At 36.6% G+C, this 19,189-nt stretch carries 17 protein-coding genes and 3 pseudogenes; 3 read left to right on the forward strand and 17 right to left on the reverse strand.

Annotation, left to right across the window (positions count from 1 at the left end; genetic code table 11):
- A pseudogene (locus TY19_RS07915) lies at nucleotides 1–206 on the forward strand (hypothetical protein); the annotation flags it as partial.
- Nucleotides 207–336: 130 nt separating this feature from the next.
- Here TY19_RS07915 and TY19_RS07920 read toward each other — a convergent pair.
- The 3 genes from TY19_RS07920 to TY19_RS07930 form a co-directional block, all read right to left on the reverse strand.
- Nucleotides 337–1,299 (reverse strand): hypothetical protein, encoded by a 963-nt coding sequence (locus tag TY19_RS07920; protein ID WP_052354860.1) that lies wholly within the window; start codon nucleotides 1,297–1,299, stop codon nucleotides 337–339.
- 3 nt (nucleotides 1,300–1,302) lie between these two features.
- The gene (locus TY19_RS07925; RefSeq protein ID WP_042281635.1) at nucleotides 1,303–2,331 is read right to left on the reverse strand and encodes a DUF1207 domain-containing protein; all 1,029 of its coding nucleotides are present in this window, start codon (nucleotides 2,329–2,331) and stop codon (nucleotides 1,303–1,305) included.
- A 261-nt stretch (nucleotides 2,332–2,592) separates the two neighbouring features.
- Nucleotides 2,593–2,778, reverse strand: coding sequence for a hypothetical protein (locus TY19_RS07930; RefSeq protein ID WP_042281636.1), 186 nt, complete (start codon nucleotides 2,776–2,778; stop codon nucleotides 2,593–2,595).
- Between the two features lie 146 nt (nucleotides 2,779–2,924).
- On the opposite strand from TY19_RS07930, the gene TY19_RS07935 reads away from it, so the two are divergent.
- The gene (locus TY19_RS07935) at nucleotides 2,925–3,779 is read left to right on the forward strand and encodes a M48 family metalloprotease (protein WP_042281638.1); all 855 of its coding nucleotides are present in this window, start codon (nucleotides 2,925–2,927) and stop codon (nucleotides 3,777–3,779) included.
- 45 nt (nucleotides 3,780–3,824) lie between these two features.
- On the opposite strand, the gene TY19_RS07940 is transcribed toward TY19_RS07935, so the two are convergent.
- From TY19_RS07940 to TY19_RS08005, 14 genes and pseudogenes are all read right to left on the reverse strand, one after another.
- On the reverse strand, nucleotides 3,825–5,267 hold the full coding sequence (locus TY19_RS07940; RefSeq protein WP_042281640.1) for an NADH-quinone oxidoreductase subunit N: 1,443 nt from the start codon (nucleotides 5,265–5,267) through the stop codon (nucleotides 3,825–3,827).
- Nucleotides 5,264–6,709, reverse strand: a complete 1,446-nt coding sequence (locus tag TY19_RS07945) for a complex I subunit 4 family protein (protein ID WP_042281642.1) — start codon at nucleotides 6,707–6,709, stop codon at nucleotides 5,264–5,266. Before TY19_RS07945 ends, TY19_RS07940 begins: the two co-directional genes overlap by 4 nt.
- Nucleotides 6,702–8,588 (reverse strand): NADH-quinone oxidoreductase subunit L, encoded by a 1,887-nt coding sequence (nuoL, locus tag TY19_RS07950; protein ID WP_042281644.1) that lies wholly within the window; start codon nucleotides 8,586–8,588, stop codon nucleotides 6,702–6,704. Before nuoL ends, TY19_RS07945 begins: the two co-directional genes overlap by 8 nt.
- A 1-nt stretch (nucleotide 8,589) precedes the next feature.
- On the reverse strand, nucleotides 8,590–8,889 hold the full coding sequence (gene nuoK, locus TY19_RS07955; RefSeq protein WP_011175119.1) for an NADH-quinone oxidoreductase subunit NuoK: 300 nt from the start codon (nucleotides 8,887–8,889) through the stop codon (nucleotides 8,590–8,592).
- Complete coding sequence (locus TY19_RS07960; protein WP_011175118.1) at nucleotides 8,889–9,401, reverse strand: NADH-quinone oxidoreductase subunit J family protein; 513 nt, start codon at nucleotides 9,399–9,401, stop codon at nucleotides 8,889–8,891. Before TY19_RS07960 ends, nuoK begins: the two co-directional genes overlap by 1 nt.
- 3 nt (nucleotides 9,402–9,404) lie before the next feature.
- The gene (gene nuoI / locus TY19_RS07965) at nucleotides 9,405–9,878 is read right to left on the reverse strand and encodes an NADH-quinone oxidoreductase subunit NuoI (RefSeq protein WP_052354861.1); all 474 of its coding nucleotides are present in this window, start codon (nucleotides 9,876–9,878) and stop codon (nucleotides 9,405–9,407) included.
- 1 nt (nucleotide 9,879) lies between these two features.
- Nucleotides 9,880–10,857 carry an NADH-quinone oxidoreductase subunit NuoH gene (gene nuoH / locus TY19_RS07970; RefSeq protein WP_042281645.1) on the reverse strand — a complete coding sequence of 326 codons (978 nt, stop codon included), beginning with the start codon at nucleotides 10,855–10,857 and terminating at the stop codon, nucleotides 9,880–9,882.
- The gene (nuoG, locus tag TY19_RS07975; protein ID WP_042281667.1) at nucleotides 10,854–13,163 is read right to left on the reverse strand and encodes an NADH-quinone oxidoreductase subunit NuoG; all 2,310 of its coding nucleotides are present in this window, start codon (nucleotides 13,161–13,163) and stop codon (nucleotides 10,854–10,856) included. Before nuoG ends, nuoH begins: the two co-directional genes overlap by 4 nt.
- 15 nt (nucleotides 13,164–13,178) lie before the next feature.
- On the reverse strand, nucleotides 13,179–14,477 hold the full coding sequence (nuoF, locus tag TY19_RS07980; protein WP_042281647.1) for an NADH-quinone oxidoreductase subunit NuoF: 1,299 nt from the start codon (nucleotides 14,475–14,477) through the stop codon (nucleotides 13,179–13,181).
- The gene (gene nuoE / locus TY19_RS07985; protein ID WP_042281649.1) at nucleotides 14,470–14,985 is read right to left on the reverse strand and encodes an NADH-quinone oxidoreductase subunit NuoE; all 516 of its coding nucleotides are present in this window, start codon (nucleotides 14,983–14,985) and stop codon (nucleotides 14,470–14,472) included. Before nuoE ends, nuoF begins: the two co-directional genes overlap by 8 nt.
- Nucleotides 14,985–16,193 carry an NADH dehydrogenase (quinone) subunit D gene (nuoD, locus tag TY19_RS07990; protein ID WP_042281651.1) on the reverse strand — a complete coding sequence of 403 codons (1,209 nt, stop codon included), beginning with the start codon at nucleotides 16,191–16,193 and terminating at the stop codon, nucleotides 14,985–14,987. Before nuoD ends, nuoE begins: the two co-directional genes overlap by 1 nt.
- Nucleotides 16,177–16,701 carry an NADH-quinone oxidoreductase subunit C gene (locus tag TY19_RS07995; RefSeq protein ID WP_042281653.1) on the reverse strand — a complete coding sequence of 175 codons (525 nt, stop codon included), beginning with the start codon at nucleotides 16,699–16,701 and terminating at the stop codon, nucleotides 16,177–16,179. The genes nuoD and TY19_RS07995 overlap by 17 nt, the downstream gene beginning before the upstream one ends.
- Before the next feature lie 14 nt (nucleotides 16,702–16,715).
- Nucleotides 16,716–17,186, reverse strand: a pseudogene (locus TY19_RS08000) (NADH-quinone oxidoreductase subunit B); the annotation flags it as partial.
- Nucleotides 17,183–17,539 (reverse strand): NADH-quinone oxidoreductase subunit A, encoded by a 357-nt coding sequence (locus TY19_RS08005; RefSeq protein WP_042281656.1) that lies wholly within the window; start codon nucleotides 17,537–17,539, stop codon nucleotides 17,183–17,185. The pseudogene TY19_RS08000 and the gene TY19_RS08005, both read right to left, overlap by 4 nt.
- 1,159 nt (nucleotides 17,540–18,698) lie before the next feature.
- Between TY19_RS08005 and TY19_RS08015 the strand changes: the two are divergent.
- Nucleotides 18,699–19,189, forward strand: a pseudogene (locus TY19_RS08015) (IS5 family transposase); the annotation flags it as partial.

A 19,189-nucleotide genomic window follows, 5' to 3' on the forward strand; every position in this document is an offset into this window, starting at 1 on the left:
TGTCTCATCTTTATCAAAAATCTGAAGTTTCTAATCATTTACGCTTGTTAGAAGCATTTAAACAAGAATATCGAACCAATCATCCTAATTGCTCACGATTAGAAGCACTAAAATATGCTGATAACAAAGTGCGCGAAACGATTCAGGAGTTAGCGAACCTTGATACCCCTAATGCGGCTTCTGTTGATGGCTCCGACTATGCCTAAATTGGCTTTTATTTTAAGAGGGAAATTTTCCCTCTTATTTTTTAACTCTCACGACACTGATGTTTTATTGATGAATAAAGCTTTTATTCACACTTTTCTAAGTATTTACAAAAGAATAACTCTAAGTTTTTCACTGCGCTGTGATATTTAGTGATAAAGGATTAGGATCTGCGAGTTTGATTTTGTCTTTATTGACCTGTGCTGCATTGAACATAGCAACTTTGAGAAAAGGTGCAAGTTGATCGGTTGGAAAAGCCTCTTCTGGGTTAAAACCCGCTTGTGTAAGCAAAAATAAATAGTCAGATCTAACCACTTCTTGTCCTGCAACTTGTTGAATATTGCGCCAAAAATTGCGTTTATAATGGGGATGAGACTCCAGAAAAGCTTGAACTTGTGCAATTGTTGGAGCTAAAGCATTAATTTGAGGCCCTTCTTGATAATAATTTTTCCAACCTTGAAAAGCTTGTCGAACAAGAACTGGCAATTGGGATACTGAAAGTGTTTGTAAATTTTGTGTTTGTTCGTATTCTTTATTATCAATTAATTGTACATATTCTTTAGGTGCTTTTTTCCAAAATTTTGGTTGCCATTCTTCTACCTGATTTAAAAAATCAGAAAACTCTTTCGGATTAATAGGCCGTAAATTAGATTCAGAGGCTAAAAGACGGTTCCATGTATGATATAAAAATAATAAATCGGGAGGAGCTGAAACAAAATTATCTGCTTCATTCAACACAAGCGTTTCTTTGGTTGTTTGGAAACCTGGAAGATAAGCTGTTTTTTTTAATGCATTAGCACGTAAAAAAGAGGGAAATTGCCATAGAAAAACAGAAAATTCACGATTAGTCACATCGAGAAAAGGTTCTGCTTTTTTCTCTTGTTGCATGACTCCTTGATACCAATTCATACTGCCCCAAATCAAGGAAATAACCATTGTTGCTAATACAATCCAAAGCCAAATGGGTAGTGACCTCAAACCAAGAGGTTGACCCTCTTGAATAAAATCTCCTTCGGTTAATAAAGGATTAATCGAAGGAGATTTTGTTTCAATGGTATCTTTATCAAAAGGGCCGTTATAACCTTCTGGATTCATAGATTAAAATCCGTATGAGCCTCTGAAACTTAAATAATGAGTGGCACGTTTACAAAACTGCCCATCCAAAGAATATCCATCATGATACTCTAAGAAAAGTCTAAATTTACGTCGAATACCTGAAACTTTTCCCCATTCCCATCCTAGCACATAAGTTTGGTTGATATGTTTTTTAAAATGGGATTGGTAACGGAAGTGCATACCAAAAAAAGGTTCGCTATACAAACGATTGCAGTGGTCACGATAACCCAACTGAGACAGTCTCAATTCTAATCCCGTTTCAAGATAGAAAGGCCCTACTCTAAAAGAATCATCTTGGCAACAAACCCAACCCAGTACTCCATATAATCGAATCTGTTCTTTTTGCCAAGAAACAGACAAATCGATGGCTTCAATACTTGGATTACGTCGATCAAAGTGAGGATGATTAATCAAAAACTCATCACCAATATGAGTAGAAATGTGATATCCTCTTAACCGAAGAGCCCAATTACCAAAAGCATAGGTAATGGGAATACCCACATAATAATCAGCGTCAATAAGTGGAGCAGATTTATGCAAAGGATCAAAAATTGCCCAGACTCCCCCTTCCAACTCTAATTGAAGGTCTCCTCTAAACTTCCAAATGTCACACCAACGAAAAATAGGTAATGTATCCCCAAATGATACATCAATCACGTTTTTAACCGTTGCTCGGTCATTAAAACGCCAACCTACTGAATATGTTAATTGGCGGGGATCCGCCAAAAAGGGGCGAAACATTGGAGGGCCCTCAGGCAGCCAAATTCCCCAAAGATTATGGGATCTCGCATATTCAGCATCTGTTTCTGGTTCTACTGATGACCAGCAGTTTTCATTGTAAATTTCTGGATGAGCCTCTCGATAATTATCAAGTTCTTTCGAAGCTTCAATCGTTTCAGAAATTGTTGCACTTTTGCTGCTATCATTCGTTTCTTCATTAAAATTTTCTGCTAAAAGAAATGCCGAATTTAAACTCAACAAAAAGATCCAAGGCTTGATGTAGCGCATCATAGTTACTCTCACGCGTGTTATTAAGAATTTCTTAAAATAGATTTTACAAAATCCCCTTTAAGTCTCTATTGTTTTTTATTCAAAAGAATCTAGGGATAGCAAAATAACGAGTAATCTGCAAGTAGAACCAAAAAAATGATATGATTTTTATCATAAATTACAAAAAAGGCTAGGAAAAGAAGAAAATTTTTGAAGAGTCGATGCATCTACACAATCGACGTATTTACCATCGTTTTATATTAATCTGCACCGACTTAGATATTATTGTTTTTCTAGGATCGAGCAGTGGCAAGTTTTGGTTTGTTTACACCCACATACACAAACATGTTTACATCCACAACCACTTGAACAATAAGCAGTTTGTGACGTAGGGTTGACATTTTCATTGTCAGCGTAAGCAGTTGACATAAATATTAATCCCCCTGCTAAAAAAAATAGATTTCTCATCTTTGCCTCCTTTGTATGCAAGTTTCTCCATAACCAATTTTTTTGTTTTTTTGAATAAGTTTTTAATTAAATTCCTTAATTCCTCTTAAAACTAACTTAAATTCACCTACTCTGCTATACCCGTAAAGGAATAAACAGGAGTTTTTATGAGAATGTATGCCAATGATAGGCCTCGCCAAAAACGAGGAGGGTCTTTTTTAATTGCTTTGTTGATTGCAGCCTTTGCTTTTTTTATGTATTTTACACAAACCGAAATTAATCCCATCACGGGCGAAAAACAACAAGTTGCTCTAACTACTGATCAAGAAATAAAACTTGGTTTACAATCAGCTCCGCAAATGGCAGCTCAAATGGGTGGCGAAATTTCTTCAAAGGATCCTAGATTTCAAGAAGTTCAAAGAATAGGAAAGCTGATCTTGTCCAAAACCCAAGCTAAAAAAGGCCCCTGGCAATTTAAATTTCACCTTCTCGCAGACGATAAAATAATCAACGCTTTCGCTTTACCTGGAGGACAAATCTTTATCACATTGGGATTATTAAATAAATTACAAACGGAAGGACAATTAGCAGGGGTTTTAGCCCATGAAATGGGACATGTCATTCAACGTCATTCCGCTCAGCAAATGGCCAAAGGACAGCTCGGCCAACTTTTAGTTATGGCTACTGGAATTGGAGCTGACAACGAATCAAACCGAGGCTATCAAGCAGCCATGATTGCTAGTGTCGTTAATCAGATGTCCCAACTCCGTTATGGAAGAAAAGACGAGCTTGAAGCAGATCAATGGGGACTTAAATTAATGGAAGAAACGGGCTATCATCCAAGTGCAATGATAGAAGTGATGAAAATCTTAGAAAAGGTTTCTTCGGAAATTCATCAACCGGAATTTTTACTCACACATCCTTATCCTGAGCATCGTATTAAAATGATTACTACGTATTTAAAAAAGCATCCACCCTCTCCTCATCTAACAGAAGGAAGAAAACTTAAAGATATTTTTTAACAATCCCGCATTTTCTGATAAATTTAAGCAAATGATTACGTTAAGTTAGTTTGATAAATGACTTAGAACCTTTAAAAAGGGAGCTGGATAAAAAGAGAGAATAATAATAGCTATAAATGAGGTGGTTCCCACGATTGCCGCTGGCATAGAGTAAGGAAGTTTTTCATCACTTTTGGATTCTGAAAACAATATTCCAATAATTCGTAAGTAATAATACGAAGAAAGAATTGTTGTGAGTAACCCAACAATAACGAGTCCATAATAACCTGCTTGAAAGGCCACTTTAAAAACATAAAATTTAGCCAAAAATCCCGCTGTAGGAGGAATACCTGCTAGGGTTAATAAACAAATAGAAAGAAGACTTGCAAGCCAAGGAGATCGACCAAATAATCCATGTAAATCTGAAAAATGAACACCTTCTTGATTTTGATCAAGATAAGCTAAAACGGCAAAACATCCAAACGTTGCAATAGCATAAATCACAAGATAAAAAGTCAAAGCGGATAAGGCTTCTTGATTTCCTATAACAACAGGAATCATTAAAAATCCTGCGTGCGAAATGCTTGAATAGGCAAAAAAGCGACGTAATTGTATTTGTTTTAATGCGACAAAATTAGCATAAATAAGAGTTGCGTAAACTAATGTATCAATCACCTGATTCCAAGCTGCATCAAATTGTGGCAAGGCTTCAAAAAATAAGCGCACAAAAGCAGCAAAAACCCCTACCTTAGTCCCTACAGCCATAAATGCCGTAACCGGATTTGAAGCCCCAGCATAAACATCTGGTGACCAAGTATGAAAAGGAACAAGAGCCGCTTTAAAAGCCAGTCCTAGAGTTATCATGGCAATTCCACTGAAAAACAAAACTTTTTCCGTAGTTAAAGAAATCGTTTGATAAGAAGAAAGTAAAACATCTAATCGTGTCGTCCCAATTGCACCATAAACTAAAGCAATTCCATATAAGAGAAATCCAGCGACAATCGAACCCATCAAAAAATATTTAAAAGATGATTCATGAGAAATTTCCCATTTTTTCATATAGCCGCATAAAACGTATAATGAGATAGAAAGTGTTTCAATTCCTAAAAATAATGTTAGGAGATCCGCAGCGGCTCCAATCAAAATCAATCCAAAAACGGCCGATTGAAGAAGAAAAAAATATTCCCCATGCGATGCTTTGAACCTTTGAAAAAATGCAGTTGCTAAAAGAGAGGCTCCGATTCCGATTACTAAGAAAAAAACAGTAAAAAATCGTGCTAAAGAATCAAAATGAATCCAAGGATTTAACAATGAGCTATGATTAGGAGAAATTCCCCCCCATACGGCGAAAATGGATAGTGTGAGTCCACCAATAGAAATAAGAGAAGACCATTTTTTGGAACAGTTCTCACTGAAACTTTCTATAAGGATAATGATTAAAGCGGTCATTAAAACAATTAATAATGGCCCGATAGAAATAAAATCGGTTAATGTCAAAGTAGGATTCATTTTATCATCTCCTGAGTCAATACTTGCGATTTGGAATGATCAGCGTCTAAATATTTGAGAATCCCCATGGGATATAAGCCAATCCATAAGATTAAAATGATGAGAGGAGCGACAATCAAAAATTCTTTTTTTGTTAAATCAATCCATTGAACTTGATAAGGACTTGGCTCTTCAAAATACATTTTTTGCATCCAACGAAGCATATATATCACAGAAAATACAATTGTTAAGCCTGTAAGAGCAGTCAAATAAGGGTGTTTACCAAAAAGGCCGATAAAAATGAGTAATTCACCCACAAAATTATTAGTTCCGGGTAAAGCAATGGAAGAGAGGACAAAAAAGAATGTCAACCAGCAAAGGTTAGGCATATACCTAGCTAAGCCTTTGGATGATCCAATTATTGTAAAACCAAGTCGATTTTTTAAATAGCCCGCAACCAAAAATAGGGCCGTAATGGTAATTCCATGGTTAAAAGCTTGTAAAATAGCTCCTTTTTGGGCAATAGGATCAAAAATAAACAGGCCTATTAAAATAAAGTTCACATGGGAAAAACTTGAATAAGCAAGTAAGCGTTTAAAATCATTTTGTCTCCAAGCTGCTAAAGCTCCATATAAAACACCGGTTATTGCTAATCCAAGTAACCAGGGACTCCACTCTTTCATTACATGCGGAAAAAGACCTAATCCAATGCGGATAATCCCATAAATACCTGCTTTAGACAACAATCCCGATAATAAAATTGTTCCCGAAGTTGATGCTTGGTAATAAGTATCAGGAAGCCAAGCATGAAAAGGAAACAGGGGTGTTTTCACTGCAAAAGCTAATAAGAATGCTGCTGCAATTAAATTAACATAAGGATAAGAAGATTCCTGAGTTGACAATTCGGCTAAATCAAAAGTTCCGAAAAGAAAATAAAGAGCTAATACGGCAGCTATCATTAAAGCCGACCCTGCAAACATATAAACAATAAATTTAATAGCTGCTTCATGACGTTTATCCCCTCCCCACATATTCATTAAAAAATAAATAGGTAATAACATCGCCTCCCAAAAGATTGTAAAAAAGACAAGATCACGCGTCATGAAAAAACCACCCAATAATCCCTGTAAAAATAAAATTAATCCATAAAACAGCTTAGGATGTGACAATTTTTCACTATTTACATTCATAAAAACAATCGGGATGATGATTGCTGTTAAATATAAAAAAAGAAGGGAAATAGAATCGATTTCAAGTGAAAAAGTAATAGATAAAAGGGCAAACCACTCATATTGAAAAAAAGATCCTATCCAAACAAAATGGTTACCTAAAAGGAAGAAAAAAGGAATTAAACTCAATCCCAATGAAGCCCATTTTAAATGTTTTTTCTCATTAATTGGTAGGATTCCTATTAAAATCGAAGAGACAAAAGGTATTAAAAATAACCAAAACAAATTAGGCATGGAATCCCTCAATAATAAAATAAACAATCAATACGCCAGCCCCTGTTACCATCCAAGCAATATATGAACGTACTTGGCCATTTTGAAATTTCTGTAACAATCCAGCTGTTTTTTGAACAACGTTTGTTGCCAATAAAAGAGAGCCGTTAATGGCATGTGCTTCTACTTTACCTGTAATAAAAGAAGCTAAAATTCTTAAGGGATTGACAATTAAGCTTCGATAAAGCTTTTCGACATAAAAAGAATTTTTCAAAAAAACAATAGAATTTCCAAGACTTTTATAATAGCGTGTGTAAATAAATGCAGTTATAATAACACCAATTATCGATCCTAACATAGCTATTAAACCTGTCGCAGATAAGTGAAGACCGGTACTAAGATTTTTTTCTATAGCACTAATTCCGATCTCCTCTAAAAAATTTATTAAAGCAGGAGTAGAGTAGAACCTGAAACCTAAAAATCCCCCAACTATTGAGAGTAAACCTAAAATAGACACAGGAATTACCATCATAGCGGGCGCTTCTTGAACTTGACTAAGTTCTTGTTGAGTAGAACGGGGTTCGCCGTGAAATGTTAAACAATAAACCCGTAGCATGTACACACCCGTTAAAAGAGAAGCTACTAAACCCATACTAAAAAGCAAATGAGAACCCGATAAATACCCCAATTCTAAGATAAGATCTTTACTAAAGAATCCAGCAAACGGAAAAACTCCAGCTAAAGATAAAGCTCCTACTAAAAATAACCATCGCGTTTTAGTGAAGATTTTTGATAATCCTCCCATCTTTTCTAATGCAGTTGTGTCATGCATCATGTGAACAACATTCCCGGCAGAAAGAAAAAGAAGTGCCTTCACAAATGCGTGAATAGTCAAGTGAAACATTGCAGCATAGTAAGCTCCAATTCCGCAAGCTAAAAACATTAAGCCAAGCTGGCTCACTGTCGAATAGGCAAGGACTCGTTTTAGATCTGTTTGAGCTAAGGCACAAAGCCCTGCAAAGAGAGCTGTCATTCCCCCTACTATTCCAACAACATGCAGAGTTAATGGAGATAAGTCAAACAAAGTGTGAGTTCGAACAATCAAATAAATTCCCGCTGTTACCATTGTAGCAGCATGAATTAATGCAGAAACAGGAGTTGGGCCTTCCATCGCATCTGGAAGCCAGTGATAGAGTGGCAATTGTGCAGACTTCCCCGTCGCTCCCCAAAAATAAAGCAAAGTCATGACAGTGATAATAGGAGCTCCGATTGAAAAAGTTTGCTTAGCTAATTGTGAAATCGAAGCAATATCAGTCGTTCCAAATGTATGAAGCGTTAATAATAATCCTAATAAAAAACCTAAATCTCCAATTCGATTCACAACAAAAGCCTTAGTTGCTGCTTTTGCTGCAGATGGCTTCTGATACCAAAATCCAATCAAAAGATAAGAAGCCAGTCCAACACCTTCCCAACCAATAAAAAGCATTAATAAATCACCCGCTAGCACGAGTAGCAACATTGCAAAAATAAAAAAATTCAAACAAGCAAAATAGCGGGTAAAATCCTTTTCATGATCCATATAACCCACAGAGTATAGGTGAATCAAAAATCCAACTCCCGTAATGATTAGGGTCATTAATAAGGAAAGTGAATCAAGGTGCCAACTGAAATTCACTTGGATCCCATTTAATGTTAACCATTGATATAAAGGAAATGTTTGAGAATTCATTCCCGCATGAACATAAAAATAAAGTTCTCCTAAAAAGATCAGAAAGGCTAATAAAATTGTACTGCAACCGATAAAAGTTGTCGTAGATCGACTGAGTCGCTGAGAATTTGTAAATAAAATCAAAAAACCTATTAAAGGTAAAAAAAGACCGAGTCCGACCATTTGCCACATATCAACCCCTCAGCAAATTATATTGATCAACGTCAACAACTTGCTTTGATCTAAACATATTAATGATAATAGCAAGGCCGACAGCAGCTTCAGCTGCAGCAACCACTAATACAAAAAACACCCAAATAAGGCCTGTCTCATTTCCCCAATGCGCAGCAAAAGCAACAAAAAGCAAATTAGCCGCATTCAACATTAATTCCACACACATAAAAACAATTAGGGCATTTCGCTTAATTAAAATGCCAATGATGCCAAAGGTAAACATGGCCATACTAATAAAAAGGCTAAAAAGAATATCCATTATCGTTCCTTTCTTCCAATATAAAGGGCTCCAACCACAGCGATCAAAAAAATAAGAATGACTGCTTCAAAAGGGAAAAAAAAATTTACATAAAGTAAGTAACCTAAAGAATGGGCAGTTCCAAAACCTTCTGGCAAACTTTTTGTTGAGGTAGAGAGTTCAGAGAGATAATAACTCAAAAATCCAAAAGCAAGTAAAAAAGCTGCTATTGCTAAAATCGAAATCGAAGATTTACTTTGAGCTACAAATTGGTGAATTTGATTATGGGCATCTTGAAATAAAACAATAACAAACATAAAAATAACCAAAATGGCTCCTGCATAAATCAAAACTTGCATAGCAGCAATAAATTGAGCAGATAATTCGACATACAGGGCGGCTAAAGAAAGCAAGGCTAGCAGAAAACATAAACTTGCTTGAATAGGTTTTGATGTGAGAAGAATTCCGAAAGAAGAGATTAAAAGTAAAATTCCAAAAATCCATTGTTCAGGTGAAGCTAAAGAGGTCATCATGACTTAAATCTCCCTACTAGGATCGCGTCCGGATTCTCCGGGTGTTTTCTCTGTTAATCGATCTTTGGTATAAATCATATCTTCTCTAGTGTAGGCTGAAAGTTCATATTGATTACTTAAAACAATTGCTCCAGTTGGACAAGCTTCTTCACAATAACCACAAAAAATGCATCGCAACATATTAATCTGAAAATCAGAAGCATATCGCTCCCCATGAGAATGGATATGACCCGGTTCATTAGCAGCTGGTTTCACATAAATAGCCTGGGCTGGGCAAACGATAGCACAAAGTTCGCAACCAACACATCTTTCCAAACCATCATTCCATTTTGTTAAATAATGCCTACCTCGAGATCTGGCTGGTAAAATTCGTTTTTCTTCAGGATAACGCAGTGTGACCGGAGTTTGAAAAGCGTGTTTTAAAACGATAATCAACCCTTTCATCATTGTGATAACTTTGTGTATAGTTGTTGTCATGCTACACCAACGTAAAGTATGCTGTTATAATTAGATTTAAGATGGCAATGGGAATCAACACCTTCCACCCAAAGCTCATGAGTTGATCATAGCGAAAACGAGGCATCGTCGCTCGCACCCACATGAAAATAAAAACAAAAATAGCGATTTTTAACCCAAACCAAAGAATAGGAATATCTCCAGGTCCATGCCATCCTCCAAAAAAGAGGGTCGTTGCAATAGCCGATACGGCTAAAATATTGATGTATTCTCCAAGAAAAAAAGCGGCAAATTTCATTCCCCCATATTCTGTATGATAACCTGCTGTTAATTCTTGCTCAGCCTCAGGAAGATCAAATGGGGCCCGATTGGTTTCAGCAAAGGAAGTAATAAAATAAATGATAAAACTAATCGGATTTGTCCAAATCAACCAATGATTTTGTTGCAATTCAACAATTTCCCGTAAACTCAATGTACCAGTTGATAAAACAACAGTTAGCAAAGAAAGCCCCATTGGAATTTCGTAACTGATCATTTGAGCGGTTCCTCTTAATCCTCCAATGAGTGAATAACGATTATTCGAAGCCCAGCCAGCTAAAACAACTCCGTAGACCGCTAAAGAAGAAAAAGCTAATAAAAAAACAACTCCAACGTTTATGTCGGCAATTTGTAAATAAATAAGCCGACCTGCAATTTCTACTACACCCCCAAATGGAATCAATACGAAAATAAACAGTGCTGTAAATAAGGAGATGCCGGGAGCAAGCCAATAAACAAATGTTTCTACATTAGCTGGTTGAAAACGTTCTTTGCATAATAATTTAATTCCATCAGCGAGGGGCTGAAAAAGGCCAAAAGGACCTACTCTCACAGGCCCCATTCTTAGTTGAAGACGAGCCATGACAATACGTTCTAAAAATGTCATATAGGCAGCTGCTGTAAATAATAAAAGGATGACAACAGCACTTTTAATAAGAATGATGATTAAGTCGTCAATCATAGAGACTCTTCTTTTTGTGATTCAATTAGTTGAATATCAATTGGCAATCCATTGATAAGGTTACTATCTAAATCATGAGCGGAAATAAGGTCAAATCCTAAAGGAATAATCACTGTCTGTTCCGCTACATTTCCATCCCATTTTATTTTTGCCTGAAGAGATCCTTTATTTGTCGTCAAACGAACTGTATCACCCTGCATGATTCCTCTCTTTTTAGCCTCGTTTGGATGCATTCGTAAACGAGGTTCTTTAACCAACTGAATGAGATGAGGATCATGTTTCATGCGAATCCCTTCATCAAATAAAGCAGGGGCAAATACAGCTTTTAACTTTTCATTAGAGACGGACTCGGATAGCGGCAATGATGTTCTCAATTCACAGGTATGAAATACCTTGGTTTGAGAAAGAGCATCTAAAAAAGCAGGTTCAAAAGACAATTGAATTCCCAGTTTTTCTGCGATAGCCATAAAAATCGATGCATCACTAAAGCTATTTTCAGGAATTTCTTTTCCTTGATGCAGTGTCTGAATTCTGTTTTCGATATTAATAAATGTCCCTGATTTTTCAATAAATGATAGTGAAGGCAGCACAACATCAGCATCTAATGCTGTTTCCGTTAAAAACAAATCTTGCACAACCATAAATTTTATATTTTCCCGAGCAGATCGCCACAGTTTTGCTGGATATTTCTTGGCAAGATTAGCGCCAACCACATAAAGAAATTCCCAATCTTTTTTAGCAGCTGCTTCGAGAATAGCTAAAGTATGTAATCCGGGTTCTTCAATCTTTTGATTTAAAGGTCCTAAATCAGGCCGCATTCCAGCAAACCTGGCTCCCTGTGAATTCCCTGAACCTTCTAAGAGATTCAAGGTTAGATTAGAGTGTGACTGTCGGAATGACCATAGCTTGTCTAATATCAATGGTCTATTGAAATTTATCAAATATTGTTGTCCAACAAATATCGCTCCTGATTTTCCTTGAGAAACCCATTCTTCAATAAGAGGTAAGTTCTCATCCCAATTCTCTAGTTCTTTTCCTGGCGGATGTAAAACTATTTTTGTTAAATAACTCGCTATTTCGGGGGAAAAATTCCCCATAAATAAAACTTTGGCTCCTTTGTTAATCGCTTGTTTTAAGCGAAGCCAAATAAGGGGAAATTCTTCTGTTAAGTCTAATCCTAACAAGATCACAAATGAAAGAGATTCGCATTCACCAAGAGAAATTTCCATCCCTGGAGATAATCTTTCTTGCTCAGAATCAAAATGAGGAGTTCCAATTCGATGGTCAACATGATTTGCCCCTGCAACTTCACGAATTAACCGTTGAAAAAGATAATTTTCTTCCGTTGTTAAAGGATTTCCCCCTAATCCCGCAATTTTTTTTGTTGGTTTTGCAAATTTAATTTGAGAAACGATTAAATTTAAAGCTTCTTCCCAACTAGCAGGAGTTAATTTTCCATCTTTTCGAATTAAAGGCTGTTGTAAGCGATGTGCGTTAGAAACAAATTCATAACCAAACCAACCTTTATCGCAAAGCCAGATATCATTGACTAATTTATTTTCTCTCGAACGGGTCCGAACAATTTGTCCATCTCTCGAATCAATGTTTAAACTACATCCTACAGGACATAATGTACAAGTACTAGGAATAGAATGGTTGTCCCATGGTCTAGCTCGGAATCTATAAACTTGACTCGTTAAAGCACCAACTGGACAAATAGAAATGGTATTCCCAATAAATTTAGATTCCACAAGACGATTGCCCGGTGTACCTACTTCAGTTCGAAAACCACGTTCTTTCATTTCTAAAGCATGATCGCCCGCAACAATATCACCAAATCGTGTACAACGGGCACACACAATACAACGTTCCCGATCTAACATTAAAGTTGGTCCTAGAGGAAGAGCTTTAGTAAAATGTCTTTTTTCTTCGTAAAATCGGCTTTCTCCAGGCCCATGTTTTAAAGTTTGATCTTGCAGAGGACATTCTCCCCCTTTATCGCAAATAGGGCAATCTAAAGGATGATTAATGAGTAAAAGTTCTAAAATTCCTTCCCGTCCCTCTTTTGCAACAGTACTTTGCGTTTTTACAACCATTCCTTCAGCTACTTCTAATGCGCATGACGCTTGCAATTTATTCATTTTTTCCACTTCTACCAAACACATTCGGCAAGCACCAAAAGGGGGCATGCGATCTTGGTAACAAAAAATAGGAATGTCAATGCCTAGTTGTTTGGCGGCATGATAAACAGTTGTTCCCTTTGGAACACTCAATTCCTTTCCATCGATTGTTAAGTTAATCATCATTTCCACAGTCACTACCTACAAATAAGGATAAGTAATTTTCATTTCAGGAGGTTTATCAGCATGAATGTTACGCATAATATAAGATTCAAATTCGCCTCTGAATTCTCTAATCGCACTGACAATTGGAAGAGCAGCTCCTGGAGCCAACGGACAAAACGAATCCATTTCCATTTGTTGACAAATTCGCTCTATCGTTTTTAAATCCCCAACTGTTCCCCTACCCGCTAAGATACGAGTAAGGATTTGTTTTGTCCAACGTGTCCCTTCGCGACAAGGAGTACATTTTCCACAAGACTCATTTTGATAAAATTCCATCAAACGATTGGCAACTTTCACCATATCCGTCGAATCATCCATAACAATAATTGATGCTGTTCCCAACATAGATTTTTTTGCTGCAACACTATCAAAATCCATAGGAGTATCTAAATCCCGTTCAGTCAATAATGAACAAGATGATCCCCCTGGATAACAAGCTTTAAATTGATGACCTGGTAGCATCCAACCAGCTCTTTCTAAAACTTCTTTTAAAGGAATTCCCAAAGGAAACTCAAAACATCCTGGATTTTGAACATGACCACTAACTTGGAAGATTTTTGTTCCTGTATTTTTTGGTTTACCAATACTTTGATACCATTCAACTCCACGATTCACAATGTGAACAACGTTACATAATGTTTCAACATTATTAACGATAGTCGGTTTTTCATATAAGCCAGAAACTGCTGGAAAAGGGGGTTTTAAACGAGGAGTTGCACGATAGCCTTCAAGTGAATTCAATTGAGCAGTTTCTTCGCCTGCAATATAGGCTCCTGCGCCTGGATGAACAATAATACTAACAGAAAAATTTGCTTCTCCTAATGGAGATTCTAAATAACCTCTTTTTTTAGCTTCTTGAATAGCTAATCGCAACTTTTTATTTCCTTCAAAAAATTCTCCTCTGCAATAAATAAAAGCCTGCTTTGCCCCTATTGCGTAACAAGCTAAAATTATTCCTTCAATTAATTGATGAGGATCATTTTCAATGATATATCGATCTTTAAATGTACCAGGTTCACTTTCATCACAATTGCAAACAAGATATTTAGGAATTTGACAATCTTTGGGGACAAAACTCCATTTCAAGCCTGTTTGAAAACCACCTCCACCTCTACCTCTCAACCAAGATTGTTTTACCATTTCAATTAGCTGATCCGAGGAAATAGAAGAAATTGCTTTTTTGAGTGCTTGATAACCGCCATTACGCTCATAAGTTTCGATCTTACACTGATGTGGATCATCCATGTAAGCTGTTAAAATACGCATTTCAGACATCTTCTACCTCCTCAATGGTAATCGGAGAATGATGGCCATAGCTTTGTTTGGCTTTTTGAATGTAATCATCGATTTGTGTGATTTCTACTGGTCCAATGACTTTATCATCAACAATCATCACTGGAGCTTTATCACAAGCTGCTAAACATTCTGAAGCAATCACCGTAAACTCACCGTCCTGACTCGTTTCACCTGGAGAAATATGCATTTTTTGACATAATCTCGCTAGAAATCCATCAGCACCTCTTAACATGCAAGAAATATTCTTGCAAACATGAATCACATGTTTTCCGACAGGTTCTTCAAAAAACATATCATAAAAAGTGACAATAGAATTAACTTCACTTGGTTCTAAATCAAATAAGAAGGCAATTTCATTTTGAACTTCAAGTGGTAAATATCCTTTTTCAGCTTGTGCTAAATGAAGGGCTGGAATAAGAGCTGAGCGTTTATTTGGATATAGATTCTGCAATTTTAAGATAGCCTGTTTTGTTTCTTCGGTAAGCATTAGCGATCTACGTCTCCAAGTATAGGGTCAACACTAGCAATAGCAACAACAACATCTGAAATGACATGGCCTCGTAAAACCTTTTTTAATACTTCAACATGAGAAAATGAAGGTGAGCGAACTCTTAACCGATACGGTTTAGGTGTCCCGTCGCTAATCACATAATGACCCAGTTCTCCTCTAGCAGATTCTACACAATTATAAACTGAACCAACAGGAGGATGAAGGCCTTCGGAAATCAATTTAAATTGGTGAATGACAGCTTCCATGCTTCGGGCTAACTCCTTTCGAGGGGGCAAGGCAACTTTGCGATCATTTGTTAACACAACACCTGGTTTTAAGCGTGCAATAGCCTGTTCAATGATAGAAATACTTTGTAACATCTCTTCCATACGAACAAGGTAACGTGCATAAGAATCTCCATCGATATGCGTTGGTATATCGAAATTGTAATTTTCATATCCTAAATAAGGATAAGCTTTGCGGATATCATAAGAAATACCAGATGCGCGAAGTACAGGACCTGTACACATGTATTGCTTACAAATCTCTTGATCAATGACAGCAACACCTTGTAAGCGTTTACACCAAACAAAATTATCTGTTAAAAGCCTGTCCAACTCTTTCCAAATTTTTTGAAACCCAGAGATAAATTTTTTTAAATGAGAGATAAAATCAGAATTTAAGTCTTTTGCTAATCCGCCGATTCTCCACAAAGAAGGAAACATTCTGGCACCAGAAACTTGTTCAAATAGGTCTAAAATTTTTTCCCTTTCTGCAAAGCTATACATAAAAACTGAAGACATATTTAATTCTAAAGCACTTGTTCCAGCCCATAAAAGATGACTTGCTATTCGCGATAATTCTAAAAGAACAATGCGAATCGTTTGAGCACGTTCTGGAACCTCAATATTCATTAAACGTTCGAGGGCACCCGCAAAAGCTTGTTCTTCTGCTGGGCCTGACAAATAGTCTAAACGATCAACTAAAGTAAAAACCTGATGATAGGTGCGACTTTCACACTCTTTTTCCACTCCGGTATGTAAATAGCCAATCACAGGATCACAAGATAATACAACCTCTCCTTCAAGGCGCAATTTTAAACGCAATACACCGTGAGTAGAAGGATGTTGCGGGCCCAAATTGAGCTCCATGACATCACCGGACTCTTCAAGTTCTTTAAGGCGCTCTTTACTTACTTTTGTCATAAGAAATAATCTGTGAAGGTACTTTCGGTTTTACATTATTTTTAAATTGAACAACTTCTTCAGTTAATGCATAGTCACGTAACATTGGATGTCCTAACCAATGATCAGGCATCAGAATACGGCTTAAATCTGGATGTCCCTTAAATTCAACTCCAAACATATCAAATAATTCTCTCTCATACCAGTTCGCTCCTTCCCACAAATCTGTAACAGTCGGAAGCATTTCGCCTCTTTCAATCGTAATCCCTATACGAATTCGATCTAGCCGGGAAAAATTTTGTAAAAAATAAAGAATTTGTGTTCGTTTAACTGGAAATAAATAATCAACCGCAGTTAAGTCCATTAATACTTCAAACTGGCAATCTCCATGATTTTTTAAAAAATTTAATATTGTTTTTAACCCACCTCGATTAACTTCAAAAGTCGTTTCACCAAATTCTAGAGTTTGATTCAAAATGAATGCTTGAAAGTTTTTTTTTATGTGATCTAAAACAATTTGAGACGTCATAGATGTCTTTTCCCTTTTTTAGAAGAGTCTCCATATTTAATTTTATTTTGCAGCATGATTAACGCATCTATTAATGCCTCTGGACGAGGAGGGCAGCCTGCTAAATAAACATCGACAGGTACAAGTTTATCGACACCCTGAACGATAGCATAGTTATTATAAACTCCTCCGCAGGAAGCACAATCTCCCATAGCAATAACCCATTTAGGTTCTAGCATTTGTTCATAGATTGTTTGAAGAACGGGTGCCATTTTTTGACTGACTCGCCCTGCGACAATCATAACATCGCTTTGTCGAGGAGACGCTCTAAAGACCTCCATACCGAAACGAGCCAGATCATAACGACTTGCTGCCGTCGACATCATTTCAATCGCACAGCAAGCAAGCCCAAATTGAGCTGGCCAAAGAGAATTACTGCGTGCCCAATTGACTAGTTTTTCTAGTGGGGCAATGAGAAACGGTGTTTTTTCCTGTTGATGATTCATTCCCATTCCAAACCTCGTTTACGCCATACATAAATAAATCCTACAACAAGTGTCAGCAGGAAAAATGTCATTTCATAAAAAGCAAAAGATCCTATTTGTTTACCCACCACTGCCCAGGGGTAAAGAAAAATGACTTCGATATCAAAGACTAAAAACATTAGAGCGACTAAATAGTGTCGAAGGGGGAAACGCTTTTCCAAAAGATGGGTTTCCGTTTGGATACCGGATTCATAAGGCATAAACTTAACTTGACTCGTTTTCTTGGAAGGAAAAAGGCCGGATAAGCCTATCACTATCAAAGTAACGAGAAAAACAACTCCGAAGTAAATATATATAGGAAAATTTTCTGACACTAACAAAATCCTTCCCTTGAATGATTGGCTATTCTTGTTGCTTGCAGTAATTAATCATGCCTAAAGTTTGCAAAAAAAAATTATACATAACAGTATCGATGACTCGTGTCAATTGTTTTAATTTAATTTTTAAATTACACATTTCAATTTTTTATTTACAATTTTTACTTGTGGAAATTAGTCCCCTAGTACAAAATCGGTTTGATTCACAATCAAAATTCATAAAACAGTTCTGCTTTAAAGAAACATCACTAGAGAAGCATTTTTTATGTTCAATGTTACTACTAACAATACTAATAATGTCACGGCCTCTCAGTATAATGTAAACTAGAGCATAAACAGCACAAGCCCATGAGGGCCTCTTTTTCAAAATGGCAGTTTAGTAAGCATTAGCCAAATTTTGCAAAGTAAAGAAATCAAAATTACGACTCAAAATATTCTCGATATGAGCAGCAATGCTTTTGAAAGATTGGCCTCCAAGTGAAATGACCCTTCTTCTCGAAACCAAAAAAGATAACTCATTTGACAAAAACAATTTTGATTAGGCAAAAAGCAGATTTTGAAGAAAATTTTCATCAACAGTTGAGAGCTACCAAGAAAAATTGGCATGAAAAATCAAAAAAATAATTTAGTGTTATTGTTGAAGGAAACCTAAAAATTACCCTCTTTTAACTAGTAAGATGTATAAAGGATACTGCAAGTCAATGGATTGAAAAGGTATTTAAAGAAACTCTTCAGCCTGATAAGAAGTAGGAAGAAACTCAACAAGTTTTAACGAAAAACGAGATAAACAAGCTCAAATAACCCAAATTGAAAAAGAAGATAACCAGCAATAAACGCTCCAAATTGCCGTTTCAGACAAACAATATTTAGAAACTAATATCTCTGCTTCTTGAGAACTTTTTAACTTATGCGCATCGCAAACAAAATTCCTCTCTTCGACGCCACAAATATTAACTAACAAAAAGCTAAAACTTTTTCGCTTCAAGATAATATTCTAAATTGGATTGAAGCTGAATAAGAAAATATTACAGCCGCCTTTACCTTCTTCTCTTTGGCTTCGGCTAGGAAAAAATTATGTTACTAGATAGTGTAGTTACGAGAAATAAAATAAATGCTTAAATGTGCTACTCTTCTACGCTCATCAATGGAGCATCTTATGGAAGCACACAGAAGACATGATATATCCGACAGAGTTTGGAATTTACTGGAACCTCATTTGCCAGGAAAAAGAGGGGCTTGGAGTGGTATAGCAAGAGATAATAGGACTTTTATCAATGCAGTATTTTGGATATTAAGAACGGGAGCTCCATGGAGGGATTTACCTCCAGATTACGGCGGTTGGAGCAATACTCATCGGCGATTTATCCGATGGCGCAATCAGAGAGTCTGGGAAAGGTTGCTTGAGGTGCTGATTGACGATCCAGATTATGAATGGCTTGTGATAGATGCTTCGCATTGTCAAGTGCATCCTCATGCAGCGGGAGCTAAAGGTGGTAATCAGAGCATAAGTCGTACAAAAGGGGGCTCAATACAAAATTGCATCTTGCCGTGGATGCGCATGGTCTGCCGATCAGGGTCATTATTACAGAAGGCACAACAGCAGATTGTACTCAAGCAAGCAATTTGATCGCTGGTCTTACAGCTGAG

The organism is Candidatus Protochlamydia sp. R18 (assembly GCF_000648255.1).
GTDB classification, from domain to species: domain Bacteria; phylum Chlamydiota; class Chlamydiia; order Chlamydiales; family Parachlamydiaceae; genus Protochlamydia; species Protochlamydia amoebophila.

Bases quoted from the DNA above. Each gene is read 5' to 3' on its own strand.
- TY19_RS07925 (WP_042281635.1), bottom strand. From the start codon at position 2,331: ATGATGCGCTACATCAAGCCTTGGATCTTTTTGTTGAGTTTAAATTCG.
- TY19_RS07935 (WP_042281638.1), top strand. From the start codon at position 2,925: ATGAGAATGTATGCCAATGATAGGCCTCGCCAAAAACGAGGAGGGTCT.
- nuoH (WP_042281645.1), bottom strand. From the start codon at position 10,857: ATGATTGACGACTTAATCATCATTCTTATTAAAAGTGCTGTTGTCATC.
- nuoE (WP_042281649.1), bottom strand. From the start codon at position 14,985: ATGCTTACCGAAGAAACAAAACAGGCTATCTTAAAATTGCAGAATCTA.
- TY19_RS07995 (WP_042281653.1), bottom strand. From the start codon at position 16,701: ATGACGTCTCAAATTGTTTTAGATCACATAAAAAAAAACTTTCAAGCA.
- nuoI (WP_052354861.1), bottom strand. From the start codon at position 9,878: ATGACAACAACTATACACAAAGTTATCACAATGATGAAAGGGTTGATT.
- TY19_RS07945 (WP_042281642.1), bottom strand. From the start codon at position 6,709: ATGCCTAATTTGTTTTGGTTATTTTTAATACCTTTTGTCTCTTCGATT.
- nuoD (WP_042281651.1), bottom strand. From the start codon at position 16,193: ATGACAAAAGTAAGTAAAGAGCGCCTTAAAGAACTTGAAGAGTCCGGT.
- nuoF (WP_042281647.1), bottom strand. From the start codon at position 14,477: ATGTCTGAAATGCGTATTTTAACAGCTTACATGGATGATCCACATCAG.
- TY19_RS07940 (WP_042281640.1), bottom strand. From the start codon at position 5,267: ATGAATCCTACTTTGACATTAACCGATTTTATTTCTATCGGGCCATTA.
- nuoG (WP_042281667.1), bottom strand. From the start codon at position 13,163: ATGATGATTAACTTAACAATCGATGGAAAGGAATTGAGTGTTCCAAAG.
- TY19_RS07930 (WP_042281636.1), bottom strand. From the start codon at position 2,778: ATGAGAAATCTATTTTTTTTAGCAGGGGGATTAATATTTATGTCAACT.
- nuoL (WP_042281644.1), bottom strand. From the start codon at position 8,588: ATGTGGCAAATGGTCGGACTCGGTCTTTTTTTACCTTTAATAGGTTTT.
- nuoK (WP_011175119.1), bottom strand. From the start codon at position 8,889: ATGGATATTCTTTTTAGCCTTTTTATTAGTATGGCCATGTTTACCTTT.
- TY19_RS07920 (WP_052354860.1), bottom strand. From the start codon at position 1,299: ATGAATCCAGAAGGTTATAACGGCCCTTTTGATAAAGATACCATTGAA.
- TY19_RS07960 (WP_011175118.1), bottom strand. From the start codon at position 9,401: ATGATGACCTCTTTAGCTTCACCTGAACAATGGATTTTTGGAATTTTA.